The sequence below is a fragment of the Bacillus sp. AFS041924 genome (assembly GCF_002577195.1).
Classification (GTDB): domain Bacteria; phylum Bacillota; class Bacilli; order Bacillales; family Bacillaceae_G; genus Gottfriedia.
In genome coordinates this window covers 1-14,723 of the sequence record NZ_NULG01000022.1, presented here as the reverse complement: position 1 = coordinate 14,723, position 14,723 = coordinate 1, and the positions used below count along the sequence as shown (strand labels likewise).

Annotated in this window: 14 protein-coding genes; 3 read left to right on the top strand and 11 right to left on the bottom strand. The window is 32.2% G+C overall.

Annotated elements, in window-relative coordinates; genetic code table 11:
- Window positions 1–132: 132 nt before the first annotated feature.
- A complete protein-coding gene (gene corA / locus COC46_RS07985) occupies window positions 133–1,077 on the bottom strand; it encodes a magnesium/cobalt transporter CorA (protein WP_098809213.1) in 945 nt (314 codons plus the stop codon).
- A 144-nt stretch (window positions 1,078–1,221) separates the two neighbouring features.
- On the opposite strand from corA, the gene COC46_RS07980 reads away from it, so the two are divergent.
- Window positions 1,222–2,382 (top strand): aminotransferase A, encoded by a 1,161-nt coding sequence (locus COC46_RS07980; RefSeq protein WP_098809212.1) that lies wholly within the window; start codon window positions 1,222–1,224, stop codon window positions 2,380–2,382.
- Window positions 2,383–2,583: 201 nt separating this feature from the next.
- Here COC46_RS07980 and COC46_RS07975 read toward each other — a convergent pair whose 3' ends face one another.
- Window positions 2,584–3,033: an RDD family protein gene (locus COC46_RS07975; RefSeq protein WP_098809211.1), complete on the bottom strand. Its 450-nt coding sequence runs from the start codon at window positions 3,031–3,033 to the stop codon at window positions 2,584–2,586.
- A gap of 23 nt (window positions 3,034–3,056) precedes the next feature.
- Window positions 3,057–3,947 carry an NAD(P)-dependent oxidoreductase gene (locus tag COC46_RS07970; protein WP_098809262.1) on the bottom strand — a complete coding sequence of 297 codons (891 nt, stop codon included), beginning with the start codon at window positions 3,945–3,947 and terminating at the stop codon, window positions 3,057–3,059.
- Window positions 3,948–4,158: 211 nt separating this feature from the next.
- On the opposite strand from COC46_RS07970, the gene COC46_RS07965 reads away from it, so the two are divergent.
- Window positions 4,159–4,773 carry a nitroreductase family protein gene (locus COC46_RS07965; protein WP_098809210.1) on the top strand — a complete coding sequence of 205 codons (615 nt, stop codon included), beginning with the start codon at window positions 4,159–4,161 and terminating at the stop codon, window positions 4,771–4,773.
- A 62-nt stretch (window positions 4,774–4,835) separates the two neighbouring features.
- Here the strand turns inward: COC46_RS07965 and COC46_RS07960 are convergent, their stop codons facing one another.
- The 5 genes from COC46_RS07960 to glcT form a co-directional block, all read right to left on the bottom strand.
- Entirely contained in the window at window positions 4,836–5,135 is a 300-nt protein-coding gene (locus COC46_RS07960; protein ID WP_098809209.1) for an ArsR/SmtB family transcription factor, read from the bottom strand.
- Window positions 5,136–5,286: 151 nt separating this feature from the next.
- A complete protein-coding gene (ptsP, locus tag COC46_RS07955; protein WP_098809208.1) occupies window positions 5,287–6,996 on the bottom strand; it encodes a phosphoenolpyruvate--protein phosphotransferase in 1,710 nt (569 codons plus the stop codon).
- Window positions 6,996–7,259: a phosphocarrier protein HPr gene (locus COC46_RS07950; RefSeq protein ID WP_098809207.1), complete on the bottom strand. Its 264-nt coding sequence runs from the start codon at window positions 7,257–7,259 to the stop codon at window positions 6,996–6,998. Before COC46_RS07950 ends, ptsP begins: the two co-directional genes overlap by 1 nt.
- Window positions 7,260–7,401: 142 nt before the next feature.
- Window positions 7,402–9,453 carry a glucose-specific PTS transporter subunit IIBC gene (ptsG, locus tag COC46_RS07945; RefSeq protein ID WP_098809206.1) on the bottom strand — a complete coding sequence of 684 codons (2,052 nt, stop codon included), beginning with the start codon at window positions 9,451–9,453 and terminating at the stop codon, window positions 7,402–7,404.
- A 291-nt stretch (window positions 9,454–9,744) separates the two neighbouring features.
- Window positions 9,745–10,605, bottom strand: a complete 861-nt coding sequence (glcT, locus tag COC46_RS07940) for a glucose PTS transporter transcription antiterminator GlcT (RefSeq protein WP_304362830.1) — start codon at window positions 10,603–10,605, stop codon at window positions 9,745–9,747.
- 171 nt (window positions 10,606–10,776) lie between these two features.
- On the opposite strand from glcT, the gene COC46_RS07935 reads away from it, so the two are divergent.
- Complete coding sequence (locus tag COC46_RS07935) at window positions 10,777–11,559, top strand: Cof-type HAD-IIB family hydrolase (protein ID WP_098809205.1); 783 nt, start codon at window positions 10,777–10,779, stop codon at window positions 11,557–11,559.
- 98 nt (window positions 11,560–11,657) lie between these two features.
- Here the strand turns inward: COC46_RS07935 and COC46_RS07930 are convergent, their stop codons facing one another.
- The 3 genes from COC46_RS07930 to nagA are packed head-to-tail and all read right to left on the bottom strand — an operon-like array spanning window position 11,658 to window position 14,241.
- Window positions 11,658–12,398, bottom strand: a complete 741-nt coding sequence (locus COC46_RS07930) for a GntR family transcriptional regulator (RefSeq protein WP_098809204.1) — start codon at window positions 12,396–12,398, stop codon at window positions 11,658–11,660.
- On the bottom strand, window positions 12,398–13,108 hold the full coding sequence (nagB, locus tag COC46_RS07925; protein WP_098809203.1) for a glucosamine-6-phosphate deaminase: 711 nt from the start codon (window positions 13,106–13,108) through the stop codon (window positions 12,398–12,400). The genes COC46_RS07930 and nagB overlap by 1 nt, the downstream gene beginning before the upstream one ends.
- Window positions 13,105–14,241 carry an N-acetylglucosamine-6-phosphate deacetylase gene (gene nagA, locus COC46_RS07920; protein WP_098809202.1) on the bottom strand — a complete coding sequence of 379 codons (1,137 nt, stop codon included), beginning with the start codon at window positions 14,239–14,241 and terminating at the stop codon, window positions 13,105–13,107. Before nagA ends, nagB begins: the two co-directional genes overlap by 4 nt.
- Between the last annotated feature and the right edge of the window lie 482 nt (window positions 14,242–14,723).

Sequence of the window (14,723 nt, the reverse complement as noted above, 5' to 3'; positions counted from 1 at the left end):
TATAACATAGTTATTTAAACTTCTAATTATTAATACAAAAAATTCGAAAAAAACATTTCTACATAGAACGCCACATTCTTACAAAGTATTCTAAAATATAAGAAAAGTCGTCAAGCTTAAGTGCTTAACGACTTAAAACCAACCTTTCCTTTTAAAAAATATGTACATAAAAATCGTTACAATTCCCATTAAAATTAGAATAAATAAATAGCCATACTTCCATGTTAATTCCGGCATATAATGAAAATTCATACCATATAAACCTACGATAAAAGTTAGTGGTAAAAAGAAAGATGATATAATTGTTAATGTTTTCATAATATTATTCATTTTTTCTGAGCTTAATGAAAAATAGCTTTCACGAATATCGGAAGCTAGGTCTCGGTTTGTTTCAATCATATCAGAAAGTTTCATTAAATGATCATGTATATCTTCAAAATAAATACGATGCTCAGAAATATCTTTAAATCGATTAGAGTTCAAGATTCGGTATAATAGATCACGAGTTGGTAAAATCGTTCTTCTTAATTTCGATAAATCTGATTTAATATCATATAATCTTTCTACTGCATTATTTACTTGTTTTCTTAAAGGGTCGATTTCTAAGTCTGATAGTTCATCCTCCAAACGATAGATTAGTGGAAAATAACTATCTACAAGTTCATCAATCAGTCGATGAGTTAAATGAAGTGGGCTCTTAGAAGCTCGACGATCAGTATTTATACTTTCTAAAACTTGCTGAGTAATAGGACTTTTATGTATATGAAAAGTGATTACATAATGATCACTTACAAAAATATCAAGTTCCGTCTCTTCTAAATCCATTTTATTCAATTCGTGTAAAATTAAAAAATGATATCCTTCATAATAATCAAGTTTTGGTCTTTGTACATATTCTAAACAATCTTCAATAGCTAATGGATGAAAATTAAATTCAGTTGATAAAAGTTGAATCTCCTCTTGAGTTGGTTCATTAATATCTACCCAGTACCATAAATATTTACTTGATTTTGCATCTGATATTGTTATATTTCGATCAATTACTTTATTTTTAGTAATCCCGATTACTTGTAACACTTTTACCCACCTGCTTTAGCTATTCAATTTATTTCACTACTAAATACTTTCTATATTATATGGTAAAATGAAGGAAATTTCATTGAATAAATAGATTAAAAAAGTTTAATTTTTTATATAAAAATAATAAGTTGAGGGATTAAAATGAAAAGATTTATTAACCAAAGTGTAAAAGAAATTCAAATCTCCGGTATTAGAAAATTTACCCAAAAAATTGAAAAATATGACAATGTTATCGCATTAACATTGGGTCAACCTGATTTTCCAACTCCAGCACCAATTAAGGAATCTGCCATTAACGCAATTAATCAAAATCAAACGGTATATACACCAAACGCAGGAATCCCTGCACTTAGAAATGCAGCTTCTAATTTCTTAAATAAAAAGTACTCATTATCATATGATCCAGCTAGTGAAGTAATCGTTACTGTTGGGGCTAGTCAAGCAATCGATGTTACATTTAGAACAATTCTTAACGATAAATGCGAAGTTATTCTTCCTGCACCAATCTACCCAGGCTATGCACCAATCATCTCAACATGTGGCGCAAAACCTGTTTTTGTCGATACATCTGATAGTGGTTTTAAACTAACGCCTGAGTTATTAGAATTACATATAACAGAAAAAACACGTTGCATTGTTTTACCTTATCCTAATAATCCAACAGGCGTCACTTTAACGAAAGAAGAACTTGAAAATTTAGCTAACTATTTAGCTCAAAAAGATGTGTTCATTTTATCTGATGAAATATATAGTGAACTAACATATGAAAATACACATACTTCTATTGCAAGCTTCCCTGGAATGAGAGAAAAGACAATTGTCATAAATGGCCTTAGTAAATCCCATTCTATGACTGGTTGGAGAATTGGCTTTATATTTGCACCTACTTATTTAGCTCAGGAAATTTTAAAAGTACATCAGTACAACGTTTCATGTGCTACTTCAATTTCACAATATGCAGCAATTACAGCTCTAACAGATTGCATTGATTCACCGATTGAGATGGCTAAAGAATATAAAATTAGACGTGATTATATGATTGATCGATTAGAAAAAATGGGTCTACCTTGTATTAAACCAGAAGGTGCATTTTATTTATTTCCTTCCATTAAAGAATTCAATATGGCTTCGATGGAATTTGCTTTAAACTTAGTAGAAAAATATAATCTGGCTGTTATCCCTGGAGAAGCTTTCTCTGAATACGGAGATTCATCTATTCGCTTATCATATGCCTATTCAATGAAAGAGTTAGAAACTGCTTGTGATCGTTTAGAAGCGTTTGTAACTAGTCTGAGAACTTAAGAGCTGGATATAGGCAATAACTAATTTATTTGTTTAAAAAAAGGCTCTGTTAATATTNNGGAAATGCGGGAAACTTGAGACCGAGGAGGCTCAAGTCACGCCCCATGGAAAGCGAAGTACCTGGAATGGAAAATCAACATTCTTTTTTAACAGAGCCTAAAAAAAAAGACGTGATTATAAATTCATAATCACGTCTTTAAATTATCTAGTTTGTATTACGCTTGTTTTAAAAATGTAATCCTGTATTGTTTTATGATCTTTTCTAAATAGCATTAAATATACATTAACGATTAATGGTACACCTAAAAATAGAACTGATATCCCTGCGATGAAGATAAAACGAATAAAAAATGTAATCATTGTCGTTTCTTCATAATTGTCTTTTATCATTTTAATAGCTAAAAATCTTTGACCGTATGTCATCCCTTTATTAATTTGTGGGACGACGACAAATAAGATGATCATTATAATTGAAATAACGATTAAATCGACCGTTGAATTTCCCGAAGTAGAATTAAAACGACTTAATATCTTCTCAGGGTTCATCGTAATGATTGCAATAATGATTCCATACGCTACTGAAACAATTAACGTATCGATTATAAATGCACTTAATCGTTGATAAAACTTTGCAAGTTGAAAATTCTGCACTTGTTAACCTCTATTCATTAAAATTATTGAATGTGGTGAGAAGGATCATATAAAGTATAAAGTGCTTGTGTTCCTTTTTCATCTAAACCATTTTTAGACAGTTCATCGTAGCATTTTTTAGCAAGTAAAAGACCTGGAAGGTTTAATTCCATCTTTTCTGCTTCTTCAATTGCGATTCCCATATCTTTTATAAAATGCTTAATATAAAATCCAGGCTCGAAATCGCCTCTTAAAACACGAGGTGCTAAGTTTGATAATGACCAACTACCTGCTGCACCAGTCGAAATACTATTTAATACTTTTTCACCGTCTAATCCTGCTGACTTCGCATACGCAATGGCCTCACAAACTCCTAACATCCCTGAAGCGATTGCAATTTGATTACACATTTTTACATGTTGTCCGCTACCAGCTTTTCCATGATATACAATATTTTTTCCTAAAACATTAAATAATGTGGACATTTTATAAAATGTTTCTTCTTCTCCACCAACCATAATCGCTAATTTAGCTTCTCTTGCTCCTAAATCTCCACCTGATACAGGTGCATCTAAAGATGACATACCTACAGATTTTGTTAGTTCATCAATTTTTTTAGCTAATGTTGGTGTCGAAGTTGTAAAATCGATAAAAATAGTTTCATTTGAAGCAGATTGGATGATACCATTTTCGCCAAAATATACTTCCTCTAAATCACTTGGGTATCCGACCATCGTACAAATAACCTGGCAATTTGGTGCTAATTCTTTAGGTGTATCATACCAAGTAGCACCTAAATCAAGTAATTCATTTGCTTTTCCCTTAGTGCGATTATAAATATGTAATTTTGCACCTGCATTGATTAAATGCTTTGCCATACTTTTACCCATTACACCAATTCCAATAAATCCTACTTGAAGATCTTTTAAATTAATTGCTTCCATACTACACACTCCTCGTTTATTATCCATAATAAAACTAACATAAAAAATATGATTAAAAAAGCTAGAGCTAATCTATACCATACCTTCTATTTAAATTTAGGTTATTTCGACCCTAATTTGTTGACTCTAATAATGTAAGTATCTATATTAAGAAAGTACATAAAATTGTAACTATGCGCTAATGTTCTGGAGGTATTTTTATATGAAAAACGAACAATTTTTTGAAATGATTAAGGAACGAAACTCTACTAGAGTATTTGATTCTTCTACTGAAATCAGTAGCAGTGAAATAACGGAACTTCTTGATGCTGCCATGACTGCACCATCTGCCTGGAACTTACAGCATTGGAAATTCGTTGTATTCCACGGTGAACATGCACAAGGTAAATTATTACCGGTTGCATATAACCAGGGACAAATTAAAGATGCATCATGTGTAATTGCTGTATTAGCCGATACACAATCAGCAAAGAATGTTGACTTAGTATTCGGGCCAGCAATTGAAGCTGGCTATATGACTCAAGAAGCAAAAGATAAATTAAAATCAAACGTTGAAAATGCTTATGCAACAGAACAACGTAATCGTGAACAAGGTATTTTAAATTCTTCTCTTGCTGCTATGCAATTAATCATGGCAGCTTCTGCAAAAGGCTGGAATACTTGTGCAATCGGTGGATTTAACGAACAAGCATTTAAAGAGACTTTCTTAACTGATGCTCGCTATATTCCTACGATGCTGATTGCTATTGGTAAAGAAAAAGTACCTGGTCATCATACAACACGTTTCTCTGCAAAAGAAATGTCTATTTGGATTTAATAAATTAAAAGTAAAAGGGATTCTGACAAAAGTCGGAGTCCCTTTTATTTCATTACGTTTTATTAACAATGTTGTTCAACAGTAATGATTAATTTCCTAAGTAATTCTAGTGAAGAATCAATTGCTAATGAATAGTATCTATGCGTACCTTTTTGCTCAATAAGTACTAATTGATTATCACGTAATATCTTTAAATGATGTGATATTGCCGGTCTTGATAATGAAGTTTTTTCAGTAATTTCATTAACAGTTAGCGCTTCCCCTTCAGAAAGCATTAAAATGATATCCTGTCTATAAGGATCGCTTAATGCTTGAAACAAAGGGATACATTCTCTAAATACTTCAATTGCTTCTTTACCCAAATCTTCCACCTACTTTTATTATCCAAAAATAATCTTATTCGTTTAATAATTTAAACATACACTAAATTAAAGAAGCGAATTTGTCAACAGTAGGAACAGTTCGATTCGTTATTCATAAAAAAACAACAGGAATTTTCCCTGTTGTTTTTTATTAGATACTATTTACTAAGTTAACAACCTCTTCAGCTGTAGACATAGATAATGCTTTTTCAGCAAGTTTCTCCATCTCAACTTTAGAAAGTTTAGCCATTTGACTACGTGCAGGTAGGATTGAAGTAGCACTCATAGAGAATTCATGTAAGCCTAATCCAACAAGTAACGGAATAGCTAATGCATCCCCAGCCATTTCTCCACACATACCAGCCCATTTACCTTCTTTGTTTGCAGCATCAATAACCATTTTAACTAATCTTAAAATAGATGGGTTATATGGTTGGTATAAATAAGAAACTTGTTCGTTCATTCGATCCGCAGCCATTGTATATTGGATTAAATCGTTTGTCCCAATACTAAAGAAGTCTACTTCCTTAGCGAATACATCTGCTAAGACAGCAGAAGCAGGGATTTCTACCATCATACCAATTTCAATGTTATCTGAGACTTGAACATTTTCTTTTAATAACTGTTCTTTTTCTTCTAATAAAACAGCTTTTGCAGCTCTGAACTCATCTAATGTTGCAATCATTGGGAACATAATTTTTAAATTACCATATACACTAGCTCGAAGCAATGCACGTAACTGTGTACGGAAAATGTCTTTTTGATCTAAACATAAACGAATTGCTCTATATCCTAAGAATGGATTCATTTCTTTTGGTAAGTGTAAATAAGATAATTCTTTATCTCCACCGATATCAAGTGTTCTTACTACTACCGGTTTATTACCCATACTTTCAAGAACTGTTTTATATGACTCAAACTGTTCTTCTTCTGATGGGAAGTTATCGCGTCCCATGTATAGGAACTCAGTACGGTAAAGGCCTACACCTTCACCACCATTGTTGATAACACCTTCTACATCATTTGGAGTACCAATGTTTGCTACTAGTTCAACATGATGTCCATCTTTTGTTACAGTTGGTTCATTTTTCAGTTTAGCCCATTCAACTTTTTGAAGTTCAAATTTTTCTTTTTTAGCTTTATACTCTGCTAATTCTTCATTAGAAGGATCTACGATTACATGGCCGTCTAATCCATCTACAATGACCATAACGCCATTTTCGATTTTGCTAGTTACTTCTTTTGTTCCAACAACTGCAGGAATTTCAAGAGAACGAGCCATGATCGCTGAGTGAGAAGTACGACCCCCAATATCAGTTGTAAAACCTAAAGCATATTTACGGTTTAATTGTGCTGTATCAGATGGTGTTAAATCTTCTGCAATAATAATTACTTCTTCAGTAATATTCGCTGGGTTAGAAATCGTAACGCCTAAAAGATGCGCCATTACACGTTTTGTAACATCGCGGATATCTGCAGCACGTTCCTTCATATATTCATTATCCATGCTTTCAAACATTTGAACGAACATTGAAGCAACTTCATTCATAGCAAATTCAGCGTTTACATTTTCAGACTTAATTTTATCTTTAACTGGGTTAACTAGCTCAGGATCATTTAAAACTAAGATGTGGGCAGAAAAGATTGCAGCTTTATCTTCACCAAGTTCTGCATTCGCGTGATCACGAATTTTTTCTAATTCAGTGTTAGAAACTTGAATTGCATTGTCAAGTTTAGAAATTTCAGCATCAATATCTGAAATTTGTTTTTTAACAATATTTAATTCAGGATTTTCTAAGCGAAATGCTTTTGCAATTGCAATTCCACTAGAAGCAGCGATACCTTTAATATGTAAAGACATTATTCGCCTAAACCTTCTTTTTTCATAGTATCTTCGATTGCAGCGATAGCTTGATCAGCATCTTCACCGTTAGCACTAATTTTGATCTCAGTTCCTTGTTGAATTCCTAAAGACATTACACCCATGATTGATTTTAAGTTAACTGTTTTGCCATTATACTCAAGATTGATATCAGAATTAAATTTACCTGCTACATTTACTAATAATGTTGCTGGACGAGCGTGGATTCCAGAATCAGCTGTTACTTTAAAAGTTTTTTCCATAATAATTTATCTCCTTTGTGATTAAATCTACATTTTTGGTATAGACGTTTGGTCTACTCTAAATATTCTATTAAAAGGGGTGCATAGTGTCAACTATACAGCCCCCTTTAAAATTAAACATTTTTCGTCTATTTTCTTAGAATTATTTAATCTTTATTATGCCAACTTCACCTTTAGATTGTTTACCTGGCTTTTCAATTACAACCTGTTGTCCTTCAGCTAAGTTTGTAAAGACTACCGGTGTAATTGTAGATGGCGCATTTTCGCGAATAAAATGTAAATCAATTTTAACTAATTGTTGACCTTTTGTTATCTTTTCACCTTGTGATACCAGTACTTCAAAGCCTTCACCATTTAATTTTACAGTATCAATACCAATATGAATTAAAATTTCTTTACCACCATTTGATAAAATACCAATCGCATGTTTTGTTGGGAATACATTTACGATTTCACCATCTACTGGAGATACAACTGTACCTTCAGAAGGAATAATCGCAAATCCATCACCCATCATTTTTCCAGAAAATACCTGATCTGGTACTTCTGTAATTGGAATAATTTCACCTTCAATTGGGTTGATAATAGCTTCTTCAATTGAAGTATCAACTGCTGAATCAGTGTCTTTATGAGCATTTTGACTAACTACCGGTGTTTTACCAGTCATAATGTCTTTAATTTGTGATTTTAATGTATCTGATTTTGGCCCGAAGATTGCTTGAATATTGTTTCCAACTTCAAGAACTCCAGCAGCACCTAATGCTTTTAAACGCTCTTTATTGACTTCATCTTTTGAATTAACTTGTACACGTAAACGAGTGATACATGCATCTAATGAAGAGATATTACTTTTTCCACCTAAAGCTTGTAAAATTTCATATGGTAATTCATTAGTTGGAGTATTGCCTGTAGTATCTTCAGCGATTGCATCTTCACGACCTGGAGTTTTTAAATTCCATTTTCTAATTGCAAATCTGAAACCAAAGTAGTAAATTACTGCTAATATTAAACCGACGATGATTACCCACCACCAGCCAGTTCTGTTTGGTAGTACACCGAATAGTAAGAAGTCGATTAGACCACCTGAGAATGTCATACCAATTTTAACATTTAATAATTGCATGATCATAAATGATAATCCTGCAAAGACTGCATGAATTCCGAATAGTACTGGTGCAACGAATAAGAATGAGAACTCGATTGGTTCTGTAATACCAGTTAAGAAAGAAGTTAATGCTGCTGATGCTAAAATACCACCAGCGATTTTTTTGTTTTCAGGTTTTGCTTCATGGTACATAGCTAGTGCAGCTGCAGGTAAACCAAACATCATGAATGGGAATTTACCTACCATGAATGTACCAGCTGTTAAATTAACTCCATCTTTTAATTGAGCGAAGAAGATTTTTTGATCTCCATGTACAACCATACCAGTTTTATCTGTATATGAACCAAACTCAAACCAGAATGGTGCATAGAAAATATGATGTAAACCAAATGGAATTAATGAACGTTCAATAACACCAAATATGAATGCTGATAAAGTTAAATTTGCATCAATCATATTATGTGAGAATGAATTTAATCCGTGCTGAATTGGAGGCCAGATAAAGCACAATAAAATCCCAAGTAATACTGAAAACGCTGCTGTAGCAATTGGTACAAATCGCTTACCTGCAAAGAAACCTAAGTATGATGGCAGATCAATTTCAAAATATTTATTATAAGCCCATGCAGCCAGTACACCTACAATAATCCCACCAAATACACCGGTTTGTAGTGTAGGAATACCTAATACAAACGCATATGATGGATCATCAAATTTCGCAATATTTAAAGCTTTATCTAAAACAACATATTGTCCAACATCTTTGAACACACTCATTGTTTTATTCATAATCAGGAATCCAACGATTGCTGCTAAACCTGCAACACCTTCTCCTCCTGCTAAACCAACAGCAACACCTACTGCGAATAATAATGACAGATTACCAAAAATGATGTCACCAGATTGTTCCATAACTTTTGCTACTAACTGGAACCAGTGAGCATCAAGAAATGGTAAGTATTTTAATGTTTGTGGATTTTGAAATGCATTTCCGAATGCAAGTAATAATCCTGCAGCTGGTAAAATCGCAACTGGTAGCATAAGCGCTTTACCAACTTTTTGTAAAACTCCAAAGATTTTCTTAAACATTGTTATCCTCCTTTTATCCAAACAAAAAAGGCATGAGCAGAAAAAATGACAATTATAAATCCTGGATATAGTTTCCCCTACCCAAGAATAATAATTCACATCTTTTCAACTCATGCCTGATCGAATCAGTAACACGTTTTATGAATGTGTACACTATTCAATTATGTTTTATATGATTTCGCTTTCATTATATCTATAGATTTTAAAAATTTCAAGGCAAAATACTTATTTTATTAAATAATTATTACTATTTTTAAAAATAGAGACAAATTTCTCATTTAGCTTATTGAATTATTTGTTAATTTTGCTTTGAACAAGCCGTTCTAGATGTAAAGTTAAGTATATTACTTCGGCTTCACTAGCTTTTTTGCTTAATGAAACTTCAATTGATTTTAATATCTTCCATGCTAAATCATAGCATACAGGGTATTCTTTTTTTAAGATTATACCTAAAGCTGGTGACTCTTCTGAAGAATTACCATGAAAAATACGATCAATTAAAAATCGCAAATGACGTACAAGTCGTGAATAATGAATACTTTCTTTATCAATTTCAATTTTCAGATAATCTTCTATATAGATTACTAACTCCTTAATGATTTGTGAAAACTTATTTACCTCCGATACAACTTCCATTGATAAGTTACTTACAATATGAAGTGTTACAAACCCTACTTCCTCAATCGGTAAATTTATATCTATTTCTTTATTTATTAAATCAATAACTTCTTGTGCAATTCTAAAATACTCAGGATACATTGCTTTTGTTTCTTGTAAGAACGGATTATCAACATTATAACCTTCTCTGATCCGCTTAATCGCAAATATTAAGTGGTCCGTTAGGCCAATATGAATTTGCTCATTTAAAGTACATCCAGTTCTTTCAGAAATTAAATAAATCGCTTGCTGCAGTGTACCCATTAATTTTTCATCCATAAAATTAATTAATGATTTATATTGCTTTTGTTTTTGTTCATCAGTTAAGATAAACATTTTTTCTACTACACCTTCGGAAATAAAATCACCTTTAGTTTTATTAAAACCGATACCTTTACCTAATAAAACAACTTCGGTATGATTGGGATTTTTAGCAATTAAAACATTATTATTAAGAACTTTTTTGATCATATAGCAAGTTGACATCTCTGACATTTTTTTTATCACCCCCAAGTTCAAAAATTGCTTTTATATCATAACATAATTTTTCAAAAATAGTTAAAACACGAATTATGTTTCATAAAATAATCATATTTTTTTGATTATCTATTATTGTAGGATAGAATATAAAAGTATAAATATAAATTGAGTAGGTGTTAAGTAATTATGATTAAGTTATTTGTTAGTGATCTAGATGGTACAATGTTTCATCAAGGTCAACTATTTGAACACGATGTAGAGGCATTAAAAACCCTTGTAGATCGCGGTGTTGTACTATGTTTTGCTTCTGGTCGATTAGATTATGAAATCGTTAAAATTATGGAAAGCCTAGAAGGTAATTTTCATCGCATTAGTATGAATGGAACTTATATTTATTCAAATGATGGTGAAGCTTTATTAGACGCAACCTTTCATCCAAGTGCTATAGACAAAATTTATAAGATGATTACACACGATAAATTTTTAATATATGTAGCGGATAATTCAACCTACTATATCGAAGAGAAAACTGATTTAGTAAAAGAAATTGAAAAGAATTCTAGCATGAATACAGTCGAACTTAAAACACTTCAGGAAGAATTAGGAAAATCGATTACACCTAAGAAATATGTTGTATTAGGTGAAGATGAAGATTTACTCGAACTGCAAAAAGAATTACAAGAAGAATTACCTGAATTTGTAACTTCTTTTATTTCAGCAAAGAATTGTTTAGATATTGTTCCAGTTAATGTAAGTAAAGGTTCTGCAATTCAAATACTTATTGATAAATTAGGAATCAAACCTGATGAAATTGCTTGTATTGGCGATGCTTACAATGATATTTCAATGTTTGAACTAACTCCTAACAGCTTTGCGATGGAAAATGCTGACGATGAGGTTAAGAAATATGCTTCGTATATCGTTCCTTCTGTTGCTGAAGCAGTTAATATTGTTTTACAAATAAAGTAAAAATTAAGGGTGCTTTTAGAAGCACCCTTTTGGTTTGTGGAAAACTGTCACTTCCTATTCCATATCAACTGTAAAAAGGGTGCTGTAAAAGCACCCTTTTAACGGTCAATATCAATTGTAAATCGATAACGATCAGCTCGATAAATACAGCTTACATATTCAAGTGGAATACCCTCATTAATAAATGTAATTTGATGTAATTCTAATGCTGGCGAGTCTTCCGCGGTCTCTAGAATTAACGAATCCTTTTCAGACATTAAAGAAGCTTTAATCCACTTTGTTGCTTTTTTTATTGAATAACCTAATGAAACTTCAAAATATTCATATAGGGAATGATTCAATACTTTTTCATCAATTCGATTTACTACTAATTTTTTTGGAAGATAGGTTGTTTCAATAGCAATGGGTTGATCATTTGCTAAACGACATCTTTCTATTTTAAAGATCTCTGATCCACTTTCAATTGATAATACTTCTGCTAAATAATCATCAGCTTCAATTGTTGAAAAACCAAGTAATTTATTAGTAGGCGTCAAACCAACAGATGTTATATCCTCAGAAAAACTCCTTAAGGATTTAAGCGATTCCTCAACTTCAATGCCATCCTTAACTGAAACAAAAGTACCAATTCCACGTTTCCGACTTATTAGAGACTCCTTAACAAGATTGTTTAAAGCCTGTCTAATTGTCATCCTGCTTACATTTAACATCTCACTCAATGTTTGCTCAGAAGGAATTCGCTCACCGGGTTTCCATTCTCCTGAGTTAATTTTTTGCTTTAATATCTCTTGTATTTGGAAATAAATCGGTAACGGAGAATTTTTATCAAGCTTTAACATTATTTGCTACATAGTGAGTAAGCTTCTTCATCAACAACTATTGTTACGTTATTATGATTTTGAAGTGCAGTAGCAGGACAGCTAATATCTACTTTTCCATTTAACATTTCCTTAACTGCTTCAGCTTTTTTGATGCCTGAAGCTACTAAAATAATTTCTTTTGCTCTCAAAATTGAACCTATTCCCATTGTTACTGCATGAGTAGGTACATCTTCTTCGTTGTCAAAATATATTTTATTTGCATTACGAGTAGATTCAGTGAGCTCAACAATATGAGTAGGTGTATCGAATGGAGTTCCTGGTTCATTGAATGCAATATGACCATTTTCACCAATACCTAAAAGTTGTAAATCTACCGGATGCTTTTGAAGTATTTCTTCATAATTTTTACATGCTTCTTCTAAATCTTTCGTATTACCATTTGGTAAGTGATTTTCTTTAAAGTTTAAATGACTAAATAATTGCTCAGTCATATAAGTGTGATAACTAGTTTGATCATCCTCAGCTAGCCCAACATACTCATCAAGATTTACAGTAATTACATTTGATACATCTGGCTTATTGATGCGGAAAAGCTCATAAATACCTAGAGGTGATCCACCTGTAGCTAAACCTAATGTAAATTCTTCTTTACCTTCAAAAGCCTTTACCATTTTTTCATATGCTACTTTTGAAATTTCTTCTGCGTTTTTTACTACGATTACGTTCATAAAGTCACCTCATTCAAATTTTTACCTTGTCTAGTTGTATTAATAACGAAGAAATCTGGAGTCATTTGGACAAAATCAGCGTCTTTGCCTGGTTCTAATGCTCCTTTATGTTTAAGACCAAATTCTTCAGCTTGGTTTATTGATGTCATTTGAACTGCTTCCTCAGGAGTACATCCCGTAAATGTCATAATATTTCTAAATCCTTCGTCCATTTTTAAGATGCTACCCGCTAGCGTTCCATCTTCTAATCTTGCACTTTTATTTTTGACAAATACAGGTTGTCCACCTAATTCATACTGTCCATCTTCTAAACCTTTAGCTCTCATTGCATCGGTAATGACACTAATTTTTTTAGCACCCTTTAGACGGTACGCCAGTTTAACCATATCTGGATGAATATGAATTCCATCAGGTATTACTTCTACCATTACTCGATCATCTAATAATACATGTCCAACCGTTCCAGCTTCACGATGATGCATAGGTCTCATTTGGTTATACAAATGTGTTGCGTGAAAAACATTTCTACCTTCAAAATCTGAACTTATTGCATCAGAATGACCTACCGTACCAACAACATCAGTCCGCTCTAGTTCAGCTTCTAAATCCTTTGCACCTTCTACCTCTGGCGCATAAGTAACTAATTTTATTAAACCACCAGATGCTTCCTGCCATTCTTTAAATAGTTCAACGTCTGGGTTAATAATATATTCTAACGGCTGTGCTCCAGCCTTATTTTTATTAACAAACGGACCTTCTAAATGAATATGTTCAAAATGAGCTCCTAGTTTTTTTGCCTTATTTAAAGACTTCAATGCATTTTTTATATTTTCTTTTGATTGAGTCATTGTTGTTGGGAAAAAGGTTGTCACACCTTCTTGCATCATCTTTTTACTCATTGTTACCATTGATTTAGGATCAGCGTCCATTGCATCAACGTCATATGCTCCGTGAATATGAACATCGATCATTCCTGGAATAATAACTGTTCCTTTTCCATCGATTATTTCTTCATCTTCATTATTGTAAGCATCCATGTGACCTACAGAAGAAATTTTTTCATCATATCGAATGTAACCATTTTCAATTACTTCTGTACCTGTGTAAATTTTTACATTAATAATTGATTTCATTTTTTCTCCTCTTTCCTATTCTTAAGAAGTCTTCTCCAATACTACAATATAGAAAGTAGTGTTTACTTAATCATCGTTCACATTCATTTTAGATAAGTACCTTGATTACCTCATAACCATTTTATGATATATACTCCTAGTTGTCTATACTACTGATGTGTAATTAACAAAAACGTCACAAAAAATTATGGTTTTGTTTTAAGTAGTTCGACCAATATGCTATTTTAGTGTTTATGCGTAAGTAAAATAGTCGGAAAATCTTATTTGCTTATTAATTTCAAATTTCCTTACTCATGAAGGGGCATGAGTTAAAAATATGCAAGATAACCCAAATTCCTTACTCTTAAAAAGTTCCTGATCCTAAAAACCAATTCTAATCAAAAGGCTCTGTTAATAATAATTGTTGATTTTAGTTAAATTAGAGACTAATTGAAATGGAAGGTGCGAAGACCCCTATGGGAAATGCGGGAAACTTGAGACCC